The organism is Amycolatopsis sp. NPDC049691 (assembly GCF_040675005.1).
GTDB lineage: Bacteria > Actinomycetota > Actinomycetes > Mycobacteriales > Pseudonocardiaceae > Amycolatopsis.
Genome location: NZ_JBFANX010000005.1, coordinates 350,934 through 368,624, shown reverse-complemented (window position 1 = coordinate 368,624; position 17,691 = coordinate 350,934). Strand labels below are relative to the sequence as shown.

Annotated in this window: 17 protein-coding genes; 10 read left to right on the top strand and 7 right to left on the bottom strand. The window is 71.5% G+C overall.

All coding sequences use genetic code 11. The features are described 5' to 3' along the window. Window positions 1–2 precede the first annotated feature (2 nt). The 5 genes from AB0J40_RS14385 to groL all read left to right on the top strand — a co-directional run bounded on the left by AB0J40_RS14385 (window position 3) and on the right by groL (window position 5,025). Entirely contained in the window at window positions 3–680 is a 678-nt protein-coding gene (locus tag AB0J40_RS14385) for a TIGR00266 family protein (protein ID WP_364452228.1), read from the top strand. After that, a complete protein-coding gene (locus tag AB0J40_RS14380; protein WP_364452225.1) occupies window positions 680–1,303 on the top strand; it encodes an AIM24 family protein in 624 nt (207 codons plus the stop codon). The genes AB0J40_RS14385 and AB0J40_RS14380 overlap by 1 nt, the downstream gene beginning before the upstream one ends. A 112-nt stretch (window positions 1,304–1,415) precedes the next feature. Next, window positions 1,416–1,622, top strand: a complete 207-nt coding sequence (locus AB0J40_RS14375) for a cold-shock protein (protein WP_329054617.1) — start codon at window positions 1,416–1,418, stop codon at window positions 1,620–1,622. A 66-nt stretch (window positions 1,623–1,688) separates the two neighbouring features. Next, window positions 1,689–3,167 carry a serine/threonine-protein kinase gene (locus AB0J40_RS14370; RefSeq protein WP_364452222.1) on the top strand — a complete coding sequence of 493 codons (1,479 nt, stop codon included), beginning with the start codon at window positions 1,689–1,691 and terminating at the stop codon, window positions 3,165–3,167. A 229-nt stretch (window positions 3,168–3,396) separates the two neighbouring features. Then, window positions 3,397–5,025 carry a chaperonin GroEL gene (gene groL / locus AB0J40_RS14365; protein ID WP_361103164.1) on the top strand — a complete coding sequence of 543 codons (1,629 nt, stop codon included), beginning with the start codon at window positions 3,397–3,399 and terminating at the stop codon, window positions 5,023–5,025. Between the two features lie 52 nt (window positions 5,026–5,077). Here groL and AB0J40_RS14360 read toward each other — a convergent pair whose 3' ends face one another. Both AB0J40_RS14360 and AB0J40_RS14355 read right to left on the bottom strand, forming a co-directional pair. Then, on the bottom strand, window positions 5,078–5,401 hold the full coding sequence (locus tag AB0J40_RS14360; RefSeq protein WP_364452220.1) for a hypothetical protein: 324 nt from the start codon (window positions 5,399–5,401) through the stop codon (window positions 5,078–5,080). A 181-nt stretch (window positions 5,402–5,582) separates the two neighbouring features. Next, window positions 5,583–5,801, bottom strand: coding sequence for a PspC domain-containing protein (locus AB0J40_RS14355; RefSeq protein ID WP_364452217.1), 219 nt, complete (start codon window positions 5,799–5,801; stop codon window positions 5,583–5,585). Window positions 5,802–5,924: 123 nt separating this feature from the next. On the opposite strand from AB0J40_RS14355, the gene AB0J40_RS14350 reads away from it, so the two are divergent. Then, complete coding sequence (locus tag AB0J40_RS14350) at window positions 5,925–6,698, top strand: nucleotidyltransferase domain-containing protein (protein ID WP_364452214.1); 774 nt, start codon at window positions 5,925–5,927, stop codon at window positions 6,696–6,698. 40 nt (window positions 6,699–6,738) lie between these two features. On the opposite strand, the gene AB0J40_RS14345 is transcribed toward AB0J40_RS14350, so the two are convergent. Next, complete coding sequence (locus AB0J40_RS14345; RefSeq protein WP_364452211.1) at window positions 6,739–7,668, bottom strand: o-succinylbenzoate synthase; 930 nt, start codon at window positions 7,666–7,668, stop codon at window positions 6,739–6,741. 72 nt (window positions 7,669–7,740) lie between these two features. Here AB0J40_RS14345 and AB0J40_RS14340 point away from each other — a divergent pair, with 72 nt between their 5' ends. Further along, a complete protein-coding gene (locus AB0J40_RS14340; RefSeq protein ID WP_364452209.1) occupies window positions 7,741–10,530 on the top strand; it encodes a BTAD domain-containing putative transcriptional regulator in 2,790 nt (929 codons plus the stop codon). Window positions 10,531–10,626: 96 nt separating this feature from the next. On the opposite strand, the gene AB0J40_RS14335 is transcribed toward AB0J40_RS14340, so the two are convergent. Then, complete coding sequence (locus tag AB0J40_RS14335) at window positions 10,627–11,472, bottom strand: DUF72 domain-containing protein (RefSeq protein ID WP_364452206.1); 846 nt, start codon at window positions 11,470–11,472, stop codon at window positions 10,627–10,629. Between the two features lie 336 nt (window positions 11,473–11,808). Here AB0J40_RS14335 and AB0J40_RS14330 point away from each other — a divergent pair, with 336 nt between their 5' ends. Beyond that, complete coding sequence (locus tag AB0J40_RS14330) at window positions 11,809–12,048, top strand: hypothetical protein (RefSeq protein WP_364452203.1); 240 nt, start codon at window positions 11,809–11,811, stop codon at window positions 12,046–12,048. Window positions 12,049–12,641: 593 nt separating this feature from the next. Here the strand turns inward: AB0J40_RS14330 and AB0J40_RS14325 are convergent. Next, window positions 12,642–13,403 (bottom strand): DUF4253 domain-containing protein, encoded by a 762-nt coding sequence (locus tag AB0J40_RS14325; RefSeq protein WP_364452200.1) that lies wholly within the window; start codon window positions 13,401–13,403, stop codon window positions 12,642–12,644. A 202-nt stretch (window positions 13,404–13,605) separates the two neighbouring features. Here AB0J40_RS14325 and AB0J40_RS14320 point away from each other — a divergent pair, with 202 nt between their 5' ends. Beyond that, a complete protein-coding gene (locus AB0J40_RS14320) occupies window positions 13,606–14,226 on the top strand; it encodes a hypothetical protein (protein WP_364452197.1) in 621 nt (206 codons plus the stop codon). On the opposite strand, the gene AB0J40_RS14315 is transcribed toward AB0J40_RS14320, so the two are convergent. Then, window positions 14,223–15,869, bottom strand: a complete 1,647-nt coding sequence (locus tag AB0J40_RS14315) for a DNA repair helicase XPB (RefSeq protein WP_364452195.1) — start codon at window positions 15,867–15,869, stop codon at window positions 14,223–14,225. The genes AB0J40_RS14320 and AB0J40_RS14315 overlap by 4 nt on opposite strands. A gap of 74 nt (window positions 15,870–15,943) precedes the next feature. Between AB0J40_RS14315 and AB0J40_RS14310 the strand changes: the two genes are divergently transcribed. Then, window positions 15,944–16,552 (top strand): hypothetical protein, encoded by a 609-nt coding sequence (locus AB0J40_RS14310; protein WP_364452192.1) that lies wholly within the window; start codon window positions 15,944–15,946, stop codon window positions 16,550–16,552. A gap of 136 nt (window positions 16,553–16,688) precedes the next feature. Here the strand turns inward: AB0J40_RS14310 and AB0J40_RS14305 are convergent, their stop codons facing one another. Beyond that, the gene (locus tag AB0J40_RS14305) at window positions 16,689–17,654 is read right to left on the bottom strand and encodes an ABC transporter substrate-binding protein (protein WP_364452189.1); all 966 of its coding nucleotides are present in this window, start codon (window positions 17,652–17,654) and stop codon (window positions 16,689–16,691) included. Window positions 17,655–17,691 lie beyond the last annotated feature (37 nt).

Here is a 17,691-nt window from a genome sequence, read left to right as displayed (position 1 = left end):
GCATGCAGGTCGGAGTCCGTCAACAGCCCTCGTTCGCCGTCGCGCGGCTGATGCTGGCGCCCGGGGAGCCGTGCCAGGTCGAGTCCGGCGCCATGATGGCCACCAGCTACGGCGTGCAGGTCCAGTCGCAGGCACAGGGCGGGATCATGAAGGGCCTCGGGCGCGCCTTCCTCTCCGGCGAGTCCTTCTTCATCTCCACCTTCACCGCGCCCCAGAACGGCGGCTGGGTCGACGTCGCGGCCAACCTGCCCGGCGACATCCAGGTGATCACCCTCGACGGCCGCACCGGCTGGGCCGTCACCCGCGGCTGCTGGCTCGCGTCGTCGCACGGCGTGCAGACGGAGACCAAGTGGGGCGGCATGAAGAACCTGATGGGCGGCGAGGGCGGGTTCCTGACCCACGCCACCGGACAGGGCCAGCTGCTCGTCTCCTGCTACGGCGCCGTCGAGACGATCACGTTGCAGCAGGGCGAGATGGTGACCATCGACACCGGGCACGTCGTCGCGTACGCCGACACCGTGCAGTACCAGATCCGGAAGGTCGCGACCGGCATCATCCAGTCCATGAAGAGCGGCGAAGGGCTCGTGTTCGACTTCGTCGGTCCCGGCCAGATCATGACGCAGACGCGCAACCCGTCCGCGCTGATCAGCTGGATCGTCTCCCACGTCCCGTCCCGCTGATGCGCGTCCAGACCCGGCACACGCCCGGCTTCGGCGTCGCCCGCGTCCTGCTCGACCCGGGCGAGTCGGTGCAGGCCGCGCCCGACACGTTGCTCGCCAGCCGGTTCGGCGTCACCGAGGCGCCGGCCGGCCGCGGCGGCGTCCGCGCGGGCAAGTCCGCGGCGACCGTCTACACCGCCCCCGCCGACGGCGGCTGGCTCGACTTCGCGCCGCTGCGCCCCGGCGACGTCTACCCGCTCGACCTCGGCGGCGGCACCGGCTGGTCGGTGCACCGCGACGCCGTGCTGGTCCGGCCGTCGTCGGTCCGGCACGACGCGGGCTGGGCGCCGCTGCAGCAGCTCTTCGGCGCCGACTCGGGGTTTCTCGAGCACTACAGCGGAACCGGGCCGCTCGTGCTGGCCGCGCCCGGCCCGGTGGACGCGTTCGAGCTCGGCCAGGGCGAGCTGGTCACGGTCCGGCCGGACTACCTGCTGGCCTACCCCGACACCGTCCAGTGCCGCCTGCGGGCGCTCGATCCCGGCGGGCCGCAGTCACTGCGCACGGGCGAGGGGCTCGCGGTCGACTTCGCGGGTCCCGGGACGGTGCTCGTGCAAGCGCGGAACCGGCGCCTTTCTTCGACGTGATCTTCAAACGAATTGCCCATTGCCGAGGGCAATAATTCCGGTAGCGTGATTGGCACTTCCGCCGCTGGCATCCGCTCGGGCCAGCGGATCCTTTGTGCTGAGGGAGGGCGCCGTGGCTGTCGGCACCGTCAAATGGTTCAACTCGGAAAAGGGCTACGGGTTCATCGAATCCACCGACGGTCCGGACGTGTTCGTCCACTATTCGGCCATCCAGGCCGAAGGATTCCGCACTTTGGACGAAGGCGACCGCGTGGAGTTCGAAGTCCAGTCCGGCCGGGACGGACGGAGTCAGGCGGCGGACGTCCGCAAGGTGTCCTGACGGGCGCGATCACCCGATTGGCGAACCCCCGGCAGCCCGCGAACCTGGGACGTTAGGCTGCCGGGCGTGACAGGCGATGTGTCGGGGGACCTCACCGGTCGCCGGCTGGGCAACTACCGCATCGACGGGGTGCTCGGCAAAGGCGGCATGAGCGTCACCTACAAGGCCACGGACGTGCGTCTCGGCCGCAAGGTGGCGCTGAAGGTCATCGGTGACCACCTCGGGGCCGACGCCGAGTTCCGCGAGCGGTTCGTCGACGAGGCGCGCAACACGTCCGCGATCGACCACGCCAACGTCGTGCCGCTGTACGACTTCGGCGAGCTCGACGGCATGCTCTACATCGCCATGCGCATGGTCGACGGCGGCGATCTCGCCGGCCTGATCTCCGGCGGCCCGATCGCCCCCGCGCGTGCCCTGACGATGCTCGACCAGGTCGCGGACGCCCTCGACACCCTGCACAACCGTGGTCTGGTCCACCTCGACGTCAAGCCGGCCAACGTGCTCGTGACGAAGAAGGAGACCTCGCGCGAGCACGTGTACGTCGCCGACTTCGGGCTGACGCGCCGCGGCGCGACCGGCCACCGCACGCGCGGCGGCGACTTCCTCGGTTCGCCGACGTACGCGGCGCCCGAGCACCTGCGCGGTGAGCCGCTCGACGGGCGCACCGACCAGTACGCGCTCACGTGCGTCCTCTACGCGTGCCTGACCGGCAGCCCGCCGTTCAAGGGCGACGTCCCGACGGTGATCAAGGGCCACCTCAACGGCGACCCGCCGTCGATCTCCCGGGTGGTCGCGCTGCCGCCGGCGATCGACGAGGTGATCCGGCGCGGCATGGCGAAGAACCCGGCCGACCGCTACCCCAGCTGCGTCGAGATGATCGCGGCCGCCCGCCGCGCGCTCGGCGCCCAGGCGGCGTCGGACACCCCACCGGGCCCGCCCGGGTCCAATTCGGGTGGAATCCCCGCGCCGCAGCGCCATGGTCAGGTACAACAGGGGCCGCACCAGAACAGCGCACCGCAGGGAGAGGGGGCCCCCGTGCACCCGTACGGAGGACAGCAGCAGCCCGGCTACGGCCAGGGCCCCGGGCCCGGCGGTCCGCAGGGCCCGCCGCCCGGAATGCCCCCGCAGGGGATGCCGCCGCAGGGCCCGCCGCCCGGCTACGGCTACCCGCAGCAGCAAGGCATGCCGCCGCAGGGGCCGCCTCCGGGGTACGGGTACCCGCAGCAGCAGGGCATGCCCGGCCCGCCGCCCGGCTACGGCCAGGACCCGATGCGCCTGCGGCCCCCGATGCCCGCGGGCGGCGCGGGCGCGTTCCACCAGCCGAAGAGCGGCGGTGGCAAGAAGTGGATCTTCATCGCCCTCGGCGTGCTGGTGCTGGCCGGCCTGGTCGTCGGCGCGATCTTCCTGTTCGGTGACAGCGGGAGCGGGGGTGGCGGCACGACGACCGCCCCGAACATCCCGGTCGGCCCGGGTGACTCGCAGGGCAACCCGACGTCGTCGCTGAACACGCCCCCGCCGTCGATCTCCATCAAGCCGGGCAACTGAATCCGTGCCGCGCTGAGCAGGCCTTCTTGCACTCTCCCCCCGAGAGTGCTAAACACGGTGTTGGCACTCGACGCCGTCGAGTGCCAAAGGTCGGGACGGTGAGGCTGACCCCCACCCGGGTCCAGTCGTCCGTCGCGGGCACCGAGCCTGGCCGAGGAAGAGTCCTGCTGCCGCCGCTGCAAGAAGCACAGCGCGGCGGCTGCGCCCAATACCGGAGGACCACACCGCAATGGCCAAACTGATCGCGTTCGACGAGGACGCCCGCCGCGGTCTCGAGCGCGGCTTGAACACCCTCGCCGAAGCCGTCAAGGTGACCCTCGGCCCGCGGGGCCGGAACGTCGTGCTCGAAAAGAAGTGGGGCGCGCCGACCATCACCAACGACGGTGTCTCCATCGCCAAGGAGATCGAGCTCGAGGACCCGTGGGAGAAGATCGGGGCCGAGCTCGTCAAGGAAGTTGCCAAGAAGACCGACGACGTCGCGGGTGACGGCACCACCACCGCCACCGTGCTCGCCCAGGCCCTCGTCCGCGAGGGGCTGCGCAACGTCGCCGCCGGCGCCGACCCCATCTCCCTCAAGCGTGGCATCGAGGCGGCCGTCGAGGCCGTCACCGAGCAGCTGCACAAGGCCGCCGTCCAGATCGAGACCAAGGAGCAGATCGCTGCTACCGCCTCGATCTCGGCCGCTGACCGCACCATCGGCGAGCTGATCGCCGAGGCGCTGGACAAGGTCGGCAAGGAAGGCGTCGTCACCGTCGAGGAGAGCAACACCTTCGGCCTCGAGCTCGAGCTCACCGAGGGCATGCGCTTCGACAAGGGCTACATCTCCGGTTACTTCGTGACCGACCCGGAGCGTCAGGAAGCCGAGCTCGAGGACCCGTACATCCTCCTCTTCGGCTCCAAGATCTCCACCGTCAAGGACGTGCTGCCGCTGCTGGAGAAGGTCATCCAGTCCGGCAAGCCGCTGCTGATCATCGCCGAGGACGTCGAGGGCGAGGCCCTGGCCACCCTCATCGTCAACAAGATGCGCGGCACCTTCAAGTCCGTCGCCGTCAAGGCCCCGGGCTTCGGTGACCGCCGCAAGGCGATCCTGCAGGACATCGCGATCCTGACCGGTGGCCAGGTCATCTCCGAGGACGTCGGCCTCAAGCTGGAGAACGCGGACCTGTCCCTGCTGGGCAAGGCCCGCAAGGCCGTCATCACCAAGGACGAGACGACCATCGTCGAGGGTGCGGGCGACGCCGACCAGATCCAGGGTCGCGTCAACCAGATCCGCGCCGAGATCGACAACTCGGACTCGGACTACGACCGCGAGAAGCTGCAGGAGCGGCTCGCGAAGCTGGCCGGCGGCGTGGCCGTCATCAAGGCCGGCGCCGCGACCGAGGTCGAGCTGAAGGAGCGCAAGCACCGCATCGAGGACGCGGTGCGCAACGCGAAGGCCGCCGTGGAAGAGGGCATCGTCGCCGGTGGTGGCGTGGCCCTGATCCAGGCCGCCGAGGCCGCGTTCGCGGGCCTGAAGCTCGAGGGCGACGAGGCCACTGGCGCCAACATCGTCAAGGTGGCCGTCGAGGCCCCGCTCAAGCAGATCGCGATCAACGCCGGCCTCGAGGGCGGCGTCGTGGTGGAGAAGGTCAAGGGCCTGCCGCAGGGTCACGGCCTCAACGCCGCCACGGGTGTCTACGAGGACCTGCTCGCCGCCGGCGTGCCGGACCCGACGAAGGTCACCCGCTCCGCGCTGCAGAACGCCGCCTCCATCGCGGCGCTGTTCCTGACCACCGAGGCTGTCGTGGCGGACAAGCCGGAGAAGGCTGCTGCCGCTCCGGCCGACCCGTCCGGTGGCATGGGTGGCATGGACTTCTGAGTTCGGCTGCTTTCCGGGAAAGCCCGGTCCGCTTCGGCGGGCCGGGCTTTTTCTATGGTTTCGTGAAGAACCAGACGGCGTAGGCGCCGAGGATGACGACGCCGAGCGCGAGCACGCCGAGGCCCCCGAGCCAGGCGGTGCTCGCTTCCTCCGCTTCGAGCGCGACGACGATGGCGCCGATCCCGGTGAGCAGGATCCAGATCGCGAGCCCGGCGGCGGTGTAGAGGACGGTCTTGGTGACGCCGGCGCTTCCGGTGTCGTTGAAGGCGAGCGCGAAGAAGGCGGAGAAGGCGGTCAGCCCCAGCCCGGCGACCAGGTAGAGCCCACCCAGAATCCCGACGACGATCTTCGCCGCCGTCCTGCTGCCTTGATCCACGACCGCGAACCTAGTACGTCACCAGGGGTCGGCGCCGCGCTTTTGGGCCGGTCAGCGTAGGGCCGTACGCCGAACGGCCCGGACGCTCCCCTCGGGCGTCCGGGCCGCACTGTGTGTTCTTGGCGCACCCCCGGTGTCCGGCGGGCACCGGCTCCCCCTGCGAGCCGGCGCCCGCCCGGCGTCAGGAGTCCTCTTCCGGCGTCAGAATCGCGGCGGCGACGTAGACGGGGATGGCGATGCCGACGGAGAGGAAAACGGCGGCGACCATGCCGATGCGCAGGACGCTGGCGTCGATGCCGAGGTAGGTGGCCCAGCCACCGCAGACACCGGTGAGCATCTTGTCGCTCTTGCTGCGGCGGAGCTTCTTGGTGGTTTCCGGGGTGTACACGCTGTTCGTCATGGCTCAATGGTGTCTGCCGAAGGGGCCCACCCACATCGGGAACGGCCCGGACCCCGACCCTGAACTTGCCCTCGGGGAAAACCACGTGCTCCCGACCAGGCGCGCCCGGTACAACTTCGGACCATGAAGCACGACACACCGGAGTTCGCCGCGATCGCCGAGCGGGGCACGATCCTGCGCTGCCAGGTCGGGTCCGGACTGCACGGTACCGCCGTCGACGGTCAGGACGACCGCGACGAAATGGGGCTGTGCGTGGAACCCGCCGAGTACGTCAGCGGGCTGCGGCGGTTCGAGCAGTACGTCTTCCGCACCCAGCCCGAAGGCGTCCGGTCCGGGCCCGGTGATCTCGACCTCATCGTCTACTCGCTGCGCAAGTGGATGCGGCTCGCCCTCGGCGGGAACCCGACCATCCTGCTGCCGCTCTTCGTACCCGGGCACGAAATCGTGCGGATCACCGAACTCGGCCACGAGCTGCGCGCGAACGCCACGAAGATCGTGTCGCGGCAGGCCGGCTTGCGGTTCGCCGGCTACCTGCGGACCCAGCGGCAGCGGCTGCTCGACGGCGCCGTCAAGGTCAACCGGCCGGAGCTCATCGCGAAGTACGGCTTCGACACCAAGTACGCCATGCACATGGTGCGCCTCGGTGTTCAGGGCGTCGAGCTGCTCGAAACCGGCCGGATGACGCTGCCCATCGCCGAACCCTGGCTGACCTGGCTGCGCGACCTGCGGCGGGGGAAGCACACGCAGGACGAAGCCCTCGCGGCCGCCGCCGAGCTGGAAGACCGGCTCGGCCGGCTGGTCCGGGGTGCCTCGCCCCTGCCCGAAGAGCCGGATCGGGACTGGGCGAGCCGGTGGCTCGTGCGGGCCCACGACTCGGCCTGGCAAGCGGCCGCGTGACGTCGTGAGTGAGAAACAGTGTTCTAACCCTGTTTCTCACTCACGACAACCGGCGCACCCGCTCGAGCCGGGCTTCCCACGCCGCTTGCACCTCGGCCGGGGCCGGGTACGCGTCCGTCGGTTCCGGAGCCCGCGGCGGCACCGGCAGGTATCCGTCCACAGGGGACAGTGGCGACGCGCAGACGTCGCCCTCCAGCAACGAAATCGTCCCCAGGCCGCACGCGAACTCCAGCGAAGGCAACGCGCCCGCCAACGCCAGCCCCGCCGCCAAGCCGACGCTCGTCTCCACCGCCGACGACACCACGCACGGCAGCCCGCACGCCTCGGCGACCTCCAACGCCCGCCGCACACCGCCCAGCGGGGACACCTTCAGCACCGCGATGTCCGCCGCTCCCGCGACCGCCACCTTCAGCGGGTCCTCCGCGCGGCGGATCGACTCGTCGGCCGCGATGCGGACCGCCACCCGGCGGCGGACCGCCGCCAGCTCCTCGATCGTCGGGCACGGCTGCTCCACGTACTCCAGCCCGCCCGCCGCCTTGTCGAGGTCCGCGATCGCGCGGACCGCCGTGTCGACGTCCCACGCCATGTTCGCGTCGACGCGGACCGCGCCGGACGGGCCGAGCGCGTCGCGGACCGCCGCCACCCGGTCGCAGTCGTCGGCCAGGGTCGACCGCGGGTCCGCGACCTTCACCTTGGCCGTGCGGCAGCCGGACGCGCGCACCAGCTCGTACGCCTTCTCCGCGCCGACGACCGGAACCGTCGTGTTCACCTCGACCCGGTCGCGGACCGGAGCCGGCCAGCCCGTCTCGCTCGCCTCCAGCGCCGCGTGCAGCCACGGCACGCTCTCGGCGTCCGAGTAGTCGGCGAACGGGCAGAACTCGCCCCAGCCCGCCGGGCCGGGCAGCAGCACGCCTTCGCGGACGGTGATGCCGCGGAAGCGGTTGCGCAGGGGGATCGCGTAGACCTTCATCGCCGCCGATCATGCCACCCCGACTTGCGCCGAACCGCTGCCGAACAGCGCGTTTCCGGCCAGAATGTTTCCGTGGTCCTCGACTTCCGCGTGCTGGGTCCGGCCGAGGTCACGGCAGACGGCCACCCGGTGCCGCTCGGGGGCAGCCGGCCGCTGATCGTGCTGGCCGGGCTTTTGCTGCGCGCGAACCGGGTCGTGCCGGTCGACGAGCTGGGCCGCTGGCTGTGGAACGACGACCGCCGCCGCTCCAAGGGCGCGCTCCAGACGTACGTGCTGCGCCTGCGCCGGGCGCTGGGCGACCAGGTCGCGATCCGCACCGAGAGCGGCGGCTACCTGATCGAGCTCGACGACGACCTCCTCGACCTTTCCCGGTTCCGCACCCTCGCCACCCGGGGCAAGGCCGCGGTCGACCGCGGCGAAAGCCGTCAGGCGGCCACCCACTTCGCCGACGCGCTCGCGCAGTGGCGCGGCCCGGCGCTGCTGAACGTCGAGTCGGACGCGCTGCACCGCGACGAGGTCGGCCAGCTCGCCGAAGAACGGCTGCGCGTGCGCGAGCAGTGGGCCGACGCCCTGCTCGACGTCGGCGAGTACGGCACCATCGTCCCCGAACTGACCCGGTTGACCAGGGAAAACCCGTTGCGGGAGCGGCTGCACGAGCAGCTGATGGTCGCGCTGTACCGGTCGAGCCGCCAGGCCGAGGCGCTCGACGTCTACCGCCGGATCAGCGGCGTGCTGGCCGAAGAGCTCGGGCTCGACCCCGGGCCGGCGCTGCAGCGCACCCGCCAGGCGATCCTGACCGGGACCGACGACGGGCACACGGCCCCGGCGCGCTACCGGCTGGGCGCCGAGCCGCAGGTGCCGCACCAGCTGCCCGCCGACCTGCGGACCTTCTCCGGGCGCGAGTGCGACCTCAAGGCGTTGCACGCGTTGCTGCCGGAGGCGATCGACGCCGACACGTCGACGCCGATCGCGTCGGTCGAGGGCATGGGCGGCATCGGCAAGACGACCCTGGCCGTGCACTTCGCGCACGAGATCGCCGACCGGTTCCCCGGCGGGCAGGTCTACCTCAACCTGCGTGGCTACGGGCCCGGCGAGCCGGTCGAGCCGTCGGCGGCGCTGGAGGCGATGCTGACCGCGCTCGGCGTGCCGTGCGAAGCGATCCCCGCCGACCTCGACGGCCGCGCGGCGAGCTGGCGGACGCACACCGCGGGACGGCGGCTGCTCGTCCTGCTCGACAACGCCAACCGCACCGAACAAGTGCGCCCGCTGCTGCCCGGGCCGGGCTGCTTCGTCGTCATCACGAGCCGCTGGCAGCTGCGCGGGCTGGTCGCGACGCACGGCGCGCGGCGGATCGCGCTGGCGGAGCTGGGCGAGGAGGACGCCGTCGAGCTGCTCGCGTCCACGATCGGCCACGACCGCGTCGCGCGCGATCCCGCCGCGACCGAGCGGTTCGTGCGCTACTGCGGCGGGCTGCCGCTGGCGATCCGGATCCTGGCCGTGCGGGCGGCGCAGTTCCCGGACCTCTCGCTCGACGAGTTCGTCGACTCGCTGGACACCGACCTGCTCGGCTCGTTCGACCTCGCCGACGGCGAAGGCACCAACATCCGGTCGGTGTTTTCGTACTCCTACCAGGCGCTGGAGCCGTCGACGGCACGGCTGCTGCGGCTGCTCGGGCTCCCCACCGGCGTCGACTTCACCGCGCCGGCGGCGGCCGCGGTCGCCGGTCTGGACCTCGCGGCGGTCCGGCCGAAGCTGGAGACCCTGGCCGCCGCGCACCTGCTGGCCCAGCCGCGACCCGGGCGCTACCAGTTCCACGACCTCATCCGCGCGTACGCGGGCGAAGTCGCTTCGCAGGTCGACACGCCATCCGAGCGTGACGCGGCGTTGGACCGGTTGCTCGACTGGTACCTCGCGTCGGCGCTGAACGCGTCGCGGCGGATGCGGCCGGAGCGCTACTACCGGCTGCTGGAGCTGGACGACCTCGACGGCGGCCTGTCCTTCGCCGGGTACCACGACGCCCTGGACTGGTTCGGCGAGGAGTCGGGCAACCTGATCGCCGCGGTGCACCTGGCGCGGCGCCGGCGGGACGACGTCTGCTGGAAGCTCGCGTGGCTGCTGCAGAGCTACTTCGTGACGCGCTCGCGGCTCGACGACTGGCGTTCGGTGTTCGTGGTGGCCCTCGAAGCCGCGCGGGCGAGCGGCCACCGGCCGGGCGAGGCGGGCATCCTGAGCGGGCTCGGCGTGGTCAACGGCGTCGCGCGCGAATACGACGAATCGCGGCGCTACCTGGAGGAGGTGCTCGCGATCCAGCGCGAGCTGGGCGCGCGCGAGGGCGAGGCGCGGGCGCAGTACAACCTGGCGATGGCGGCGCACAACCTCGACGACTACGCCTGGGCGTACGAACACGGGATGCAGGCGCTGGAGATCGTCCGCGACCTGGGGCTGGGCGCGTTCGAAGCGAGCGTGCTGCGGGCGCTGGGCGACATCTGCACGTCGATGGGCGACCACGACCAGGCGCTGCGGCTGGCGGATGCCGCGCTGGCGGTGCTGGGGCCGAACGGGAAGCCGGTGGACACGCGGTTCACCCTGCACACGCGCGGGCTGGCGCTGGTCGGGCTGGGCCGCGTGGCCGAGGGGATCGCGGGCATCCGCGAGTCGGTCTCGATGTTCTTCGAGATGGGCGAACTGTACGAGGCGGCGGACGTGCTGGCCCAGCTGGGCACGATCCACCTGCGCGAGGGAGATCGGGCGCTGGCGCGGGAGTGCTGGGTCCGGTCGGTCCGGTTGCTGACGGAGCTTGGGCACCCGGACGCCGACGACGTGCGCGCGAAGCTCGCGGCATTGGTGGGCACGGGAAGTTGAGGGCTGGGCGGACCGCTCGCGTGCCGACCCCCAGCGACAGCACGCAAGCCGGTCCGGCCCGCGCGTCCACTCAAGCCGATCGCGCTCACTGTCCACTCACTGTCCTGTTTCGGGCGTCACCCCGAGCAGGTCCGCCAGGGTCTCGGCGTTGCGGGGCGCTTCGACTTTGACGTCGTTGTCGAAGTAGACGTGGACGTCGCGCTTCCCGTCGTCGTGCCAGGCCCGGATCTTGTCGGCCCAGGTGCGCAGGGCCCGGTCGGAGTAGCCGCTGACGTACAGCTCTTCGTCGCCGTGGAGGCGGACGTAGGCGAAGTCGGCGGTCTGGTCCTCCAGGAACGGCCACTTGCCCGCGGTATCGGCGGTGACCAGGGCGATGCCGTGTTCTTTCAGGAGGTCCTTCGCCGCGGGTTCGGCGAAGGACGGGTGCCGGACTTCGAGGGCGTGTTTCAGGGGTGCTTGCGGTCCGGGGTCGAGATAGGGCGTGCCTTTGAGCTTGTCGTCGTGTTTCGTGGCGAGCTGGGCGGCTTCGGTTGTCGTGCGGGGCAGGAGGGTGAAGAAGTTCGCGAGGCGGTCGGGGTCGAAGGTCAGCCGGGGTGGTAGCTGCCAGAGGAACGGGCCCAGTTTTGTGCCCAGGGCGAGGACTCCGGAGGCGTAAAAGTTCGCCAGAGCTGTTTCGACGTCTCGGAGTTGCTTCATGTGGGTGATGAAGCGGCCGCCTTTGACTGCGAAGAGGAAGTTCTCCGGGGTCTCTTCGAACCAGGATCGGTAGCGTTCGGGGCGTTGGAGGGAGTAGAAGGAGCCGTTGATTTCGACGGCGTTCATCCGCCGCGAGAGGTACTCGAGCTCTCGCCTCTGGGCCAGGCCTGGTGGGTAGAAGACTCCGCGCCACGGTGGGTAGCGCCAGCCCGAGGTGCCGATCCGGATTTCGGCGATCGTTCTCACCGCCTTTCCGCGGGGGGTGATTCCCGGTGGAGGGCGGTTCCAAACTCGGGTGGTGGGACAAGTGGGCTGGTTGGTGGGACGGGTGACCTGACTTCGGGGACGGTCGTCTTGGTGCCTTGGTTTCCTTGCTGTCCTCGCCGGACGGGCAGGCTCTGGGATGACCTTCGGGGGTGCTTCTCGGCTCGCCTTTGCGTTGGGGTCGCTGGGTGGTCATCCCGTCGCCTGGTTGAGGCCTATCACTTTGAGCCAGGCCCGCAAGGTTGGTTTGCCGGCTTGCTTTTGGGTGGTGGGTTGCGGGCCTGGCTCAAAGTGATTTTTGCGGCCTCAGGCGACGGGATGACCACCCAGCTCTTTTTGTGTGGGGGCGGGCTGCCGTTCGGTGCCGGTCTGGCTGGCGCCCTGGCTGCGCCGGTCTGGCTGCAGCCCGGCTGCGCCGGCCTGGCCGGCGGCCGGCTGCGCCGGCGTGGCTGGCGTGGCTGGCGGCTTGGCTGCGCCGGTCTGGTTGCTGCGTGGTTGCCGCCCGGCGAACAGGTTCCTGTCTTGGCGCCCACCCTCGCCCTGGCGGCCAAGCCTTGACCTGGCGGCCCAGCCTCGGCTCGGCCTTGCCCGGCGGCTCGGCCGCCCTTACCCCTGGGGTCGGCCTCGGACCGGCGGGCCGCCCTTGATTCGGCGGCTCGGCCCCGGCTCTGCCTGCCCGGCCCCGGCTCTGCCTGCCCGGCCCCGGCTCTGCCTGCCCGGCCCCGGCTCTGCCTGCCCGGCCCCGGCTCTGCCTGCCCGGCCCCGGCTCTGCCCGCCCGGCCCCGGCTCTGCCCGCCCGGCCCCGGCTCTGCCCGGCCTCGGCTCTGCCTGCCCGGCCTCGGCTCTGCCTGCCCGGCCCCGGCTCTGCCTGCCCGGCCCCGGCTCTGCCCGGCCTCGGCTGCGCCCGCCCCGGACCCGGGGGCGATCCGGCCCGGCCCAGCCCAGCCTTGTCCCGGGTACCGGCCTTCCGTCAGGGCCCGCCCCTGCCGGGTGGCTCAGCCCGGCCTGGCGGCCCAACCTCGACCTCGCCGCGCGGCCCAACCTCAGCTTGGCCTCGCCGGCTCCGCCTCGCCGGCTCCGCCTCGCCGGCGGCCCGACCCTCACCCCGAACCCAGCTCCCCGGCGTCCCAGCCCTCACCGCCGACCCGGCCTCAGGCCCAGGAGAACCTCCACAACCGCGACTGCACCAACCCCGACGCGTACTCCCGCAGGTTCCCCGGCTGCCCCGCGAACGTCGGCAAACTGAACGCCCGGTGCTCCGCCGCCACCGTCAATGCCCTTGCCTGGTTCCTCGGCGGTGCCGCCACCGACAGCTCCAGCGAATCGAAGCCCAGCGTCACCAGCGTTGCCCCGAAGCGGTCTTCCCAGCTCCTCAGCACCGCCGACAGCTCGGCCACCTGGTCCGTGCACTTGATCATCCCCGTCCAGCCCAGCAGGGCCGGGATGTCCGCCGGGCGCTCGGTCTGGACCAGGCCCAGCCGGTGGGGGGCTCGGTTCGCCAGGATCGAGCCCGTGTTGCCCGCCTCCGCCAGCGGGTCCGACTTGCGCGGGCTCTTCTTGGCCAGCCCCGGAAACCGCGCGCCGAACGGGCGGAGGCAGGCTCCGTCGCAGCACGAACCGTCCCACCAGCGGTCCAGTGCTCGCGCCGGGTCGGCCGTTGCCACCCGGTGGCCCGCCGGGGCGAGGCGGCCACGGTCGTCGATCCAGTCCTCGCCGTTCGCCGCGAACCGCTGGTCGTGGGGGATCAGCACCGGCCACAGGCCGGACCGGTCGAACTCGGCCACGCAGCCCAGGTAGCGCTCGGGCCGGGTCAGCGGCAGGTCGGACACCCACAGCCGGCCGTGCCACGACCCCGGTGGCAGGGTCTGGACCGGCGGCGCGGGCGTACCGGGGCGGAGCGGTGCGATCGTCATGGACGTCCCCTCGAACTTGTGTTCGGCTGCTGCATCTCGAACAGTAGTTCGAGGGTCCGACAATTTCCAGTGATCCAGCCGCTCATCCGTTCGAGTGAATCGACAAATCCGCAGGTCAGTGCGCCAAGCGAGGGTAAAGTGGCGGAAGTTGCTCGTGTGACGATTCGCTGGGCCGAAGGGGTGGCCGGGCTAGGCTGCTCCCGTGAACGAGGGGGAACTCCTGGCGTGGTGCGTGGTCGCCAACGTGCTCGCCGAGACGACGCACGGGGAAGGCGGCGAAGACGTCCGGCGCGGCCTGAAGCACTTCGCGCCGGGAGCGAAGCTGTGGGTGCTGCCGCCGCAGTGGGGCGATGGCGGGGAAAGCGTGGTCGTCCTCGGGCGGCACCGCGGCCGGGGCCGGGGGCGGCTCGCCCGGCTGGTCGTCGGGCGGCACCACCTCGAGGACTTCCGGGTGCGCGGCGTCTACAGCCCCGCCGTCCTCCGGGACCTGCGCCTGCCGCTGGGCGACCGGGCGACGCGCTTGTGGGAGTCCGAGGACGAAGCCCGGCGAACGGCCGGCTGGTGGAACCGGATGCGGACGGCCCAGTCGGGCGTGCGGCGGCCGCAGGCCCGTGGCCGGCTGGTGGAGCTCCTCGCGCTGCTCGCGGAGCCGGGCTCGAGCCTGCCGTGGGCGGTGACGGAACTGGCCGGAGTGGTCGACGGCGTGCTTCGCGACGAACTCGAAGCCGCCGCGGTCGAGCGGGTCCTGGCGCGCCTGAGAACCGGCGGCACCGCCGTCACGGAGGCCGCCGAAGCGCGAGCGCTCCTCGTAAGTCCGGCCTAGAGCGGCCGGAGCAGGTCGTCCGCGTCGACGATGTGGTAGGCGTACCCCTGCTCCGCGAGGAACCGCTGGCGGTGCGCCGCGTACTCCGTGTCGACCGTGTCGCGGGAGACGATCGAATAGAAGTGCGCCTGACGGCCGTCGCCCTTCGGGCGCAGCAGCCTGCCCAGCCGCTGGGCCTCCTCCTGCCGGGAGCCGAACGTTCCCGAGATCTGGATCGCCACCGACGCCTCGGGCAGGTCGATCGAGAAGTTCGCCACCTTCGACACCACGAGCGTCCGGATCTCGCCGCGGCGGAACCTGTCGAACAGCTCCTCGCGCTCCTTGTTGCGGGTCGCGCCCTGGATCACCGGGGCGTCGAGCTCGTCGCCGAGCATCTCCAGCTGGTCGAGGTACGCGCCGATCACCAGGGTCGGCTCGCCCGCGTGACGCTCCACAATGGACTTGATCACCGGGGTCTTCGTCAGCGCCGTCGCCGCGAGCTTGTACCGCTCGTCGGCCTCGGCCGTCGCGTATTCCAAGCGCTCCGCGTCGGTCAGCGTCACGCGGACCTCGGTGCACTTCGCCGGCGCGATCCAGCCCTGCGCCTCGATGTCGCGCCACGGCACGTCGTAGCGCTTCGGCCCGATCAGCGAGAAGACGTCGCCCTCGCGGCCGTCCTCGCGCACCAGCGTCGCGGTCAGGCCGAGGCGCCGCCGGGACTGCAGGTCCGCCGTCATCCGGAACACCGGCGCCGGCAGCAGGTGGACCTCGTCGTAGACGACCAGGCCCCAGTCGCGGGAGTCGAACAGCTCCAGGTGCTTGTACTCGCCCTTGGTCTTGCGGGTGATCACCTGGTAGGTCGCGATGGTGACCGGCCGGATCTCCTTCTTCTCGCCGGAGTACTCGCCGATCTCCTCCTCGGTCAGCGACGTCCGCGCGATCAGCTCGCGCTTCCACTGCCGCCCGGCGACCGTGTTCGTCACCAGGATCAGCGTCGTCGCCTCGGCCTTGGCCATCGCCGCCGCGCCGACCATCGTCTTGCCCGCGCCGCACGGCAGCACCACGACGCCGGAACCGCCCGCCCAGAACGCCTCCGCGGCCTGCCGCTGGTAGTCGCGCAGCTGCCAGTCCGCCTCGTCCAGGGCGATCGGGTGCGCTTCGCCGTCGACGTACCCGGCGAGGTCCTCGGCCGGCCAGCCGACCTTCAGCAGCGCCTGCTTCAGCCGCCCTCGCTCGGACGGGTGCACGACGACCGTGTCGTCGTCGATCCGCGCGCCGAGCATCGGGCTGATCTTCTTGTTCCGGACGACCTCGGTCAGCACCGCGCGGTCGGTGGTCGACATGACGAGGCCGTGCGCCGGGTGGTTGGCGATCTGCAGCCGCCCGAACCGGCCCATCACGTCGACGACGTCGATCAGCAGCGGCTGCGGCACCGGGAAGCGCGAGTACGTCGTCAGCGCGTCGACGACCTGCTCGGCGTCGTGGCCCGCGGCACGCGCGTTCCACAAGGCCAGCGGCGTGATCCGGTAGGTGTGGACGTGCTCGGGCGCCCGTTCGAGCTCGGCGAACGGCGCGATCGCGATCCGCGCGTCATCGGCCTGGGGGTGGTCGACCTCCAGGAGCACGGTCTTGTCGGACTGGACGATCAGCGGGCCATCAGTCACAACTACTGTTATACGTGCCTCGCTCGCGGCGCCGCCGGTGGGACGAGGTGCCGAGGGGATCACGGGAGGGCACTTTGACCACACCACCGTCCGACGACAACCCGTTCCGGACGCCGAGCTACGCCGCCGGGCCCGCCTCGATGCCCCCGGCGCCGGGGCAGCGGCCCATCCCGCACTGGTTCACCCCGAAGGTGCGGACCGTGCTCGTCGTGTGCGTCGTCCTGGCGCTGGCACTGGGGTCGCTGGGTGCGTGGGGCCTGAGCAGGATCGGCCGCTACGGCACCCCGTCGGACGGCGACTGCCTCTACCTGACGCGGGAAAGCGGCGACCGGCTCGCCTACCACAACGTCGGCTGCAGCTCCGACCGCGCGACGTACAAGGTCGAGAACAACTACCGCGGGGCCGTCTCCTGCGCCTCCGGTGACTACGTGCGGTTCCGGCTCAGCGCAGGCGAGACGCTCTGCCTCGCCCTGAACGTCCGGTCCGGCGACTGCCTGCGCGGTCTCGACGACGAGACGACGATCGCCAAGGTGAGCTGCTCCGACCCGGCGGTGCAGGACCGCGTCCAGATCCTCTCCGGGTACGGGCGCGACGACGACTGCGAGCGCGCCGACAAGGTGCTGACCTACACCGGTCCGCCGTCGCGCACGCTGTGCCTGGCACCGCCGGGCGAGAGCATCTAGCGCTCAGCCGAACCAGCGTCCCAGCTCGGCGGGGTCGACGGCGTACCCGTCCGGGCGGATCAGCAGCAGCCGGCCGCGGCAGGCCCGGGCCGTCCCGGCGCTCGAGGACGGTCACCTCGGCCCTGGCCACCGACAGCTAACTACCGCTCTGGTCGGGGAGCAGGCCCTGGACGTCGAGGCGGTTCGCCAGCAGCCCCGAGTTGTGCATGAGGTCGGCGACGCGCTGCAGCCGGATGCCGTTGAGCGACGCCGGGTAGGAGCCGAGTGAGATCAGTGCCGCCGTGGTCGTGTCGATGTCGGAGAACTTCGGCAGCGCGTCGCGGACGACGGCCGGGTCGGTCGCGCTCTGCTGGGCCGCGCCCAGCGCCGTGCGGAACGCCGCGAGCGTGCGCGGGTTGGCCTGGGCGAACGGCTTGGCCGACGCGTACGCCGACAGCGGGAAGTCGAGCGTCGCGCCGCGGGCGCCGTCGGCGAGGATGTGGGCGCCGAGGTCCTTCTCGGCGCGGGTGATGAACGGCTCGATCATCAGCGCCGCGTCGGCGTCGCCGGCCTGCAGGGCCTGCGGCATCCCGTCGAATGCCACCTGCTTGAACTTGATCTTCGTCACGTCCACGCCCGCCGTCCCGAGCACCGAACGCGCGGCCAGCGCGCCGACGTCGTCGAGCATGTTCACCGCGATCCGGGGCGACTTCTTCGACGTCGGCACGGTGTAGTCGGAACCGGGCAGGGTGACCAGCGCCATCGTGTTCGGGCCGGACGTGTAGGCCTCGCCCTGCAACTGCAGGGCCGTCCCGCCGGCCGCGGCGCGGAACAACGCGATGTCGGACCCGAACGTGACGTCGAGGTCACCCGCGGTCAGCTTGGCGAGCCCGTCCTCCCCGCCGAGCTCGACGAGCTGCACGTTCAGGCCCGCGGCGCCGAACTTCCCGGCCGCGACGGCGATCCGCAGCGGGGCCGTGTCGATGGCGTTGCCCACACCGACGCGGAGGGTGGTCCGTTCCAGTGGCGGCGGCGGGGTCGACGAACCGGACTTGAACACGCCACAGCCCGCGGTCGCCAGAAACGCCGCTACCAGCGGAATCAGCAGTCCGCGTCTGATCATGAACCTTCACCTACCGCGAGAATCTGGTTCTCGTGCT

Bases quoted from the DNA above. Each gene is read 5' to 3' on its own strand.
- AB0J40_RS14355 (WP_364452217.1), bottom strand. From the start codon at position 5,801: ATGACGAACAGCGTGTACACCCCGGAAACCACCAAGAAGCTCCGCCGC.
- AB0J40_RS14325 (WP_364452200.1), bottom strand. From the start codon at position 13,403: ATGACGATCGCACCGCTCCGCCCCGGTACGCCCGCGCCGCCGGTCCAG.
- AB0J40_RS14385 (WP_364452228.1), top strand. From the start codon at position 3: ATGCAGGTCGGAGTCCGTCAACAGCCCTCGTTCGCCGTCGCGCGGCTG.
- AB0J40_RS14330 (WP_364452203.1), top strand. From the start codon at position 11,809: ATGACCACCCAGCTCTTTTTGTGTGGGGGCGGGCTGCCGTTCGGTGCC.
- AB0J40_RS14380 (WP_364452225.1), top strand. From the start codon at position 680: ATGCGCGTCCAGACCCGGCACACGCCCGGCTTCGGCGTCGCCCGCGTC.
- AB0J40_RS14350 (WP_364452214.1), top strand. From the start codon at position 5,925: ATGAAGCACGACACACCGGAGTTCGCCGCGATCGCCGAGCGGGGCACG.
- groL (WP_361103164.1), top strand. From the start codon at position 3,397: ATGGCCAAACTGATCGCGTTCGACGAGGACGCCCGCCGCGGTCTCGAG.
- AB0J40_RS14305 (WP_364452189.1), bottom strand. From the start codon at position 17,654: ATGATCAGACGCGGACTGCTGATTCCGCTGGTAGCGGCGTTTCTGGCG.
- AB0J40_RS14345 (WP_364452211.1), bottom strand. From the start codon at position 7,668: ATGAAGGTCTACGCGATCCCCCTGCGCAACCGCTTCCGCGGCATCACC.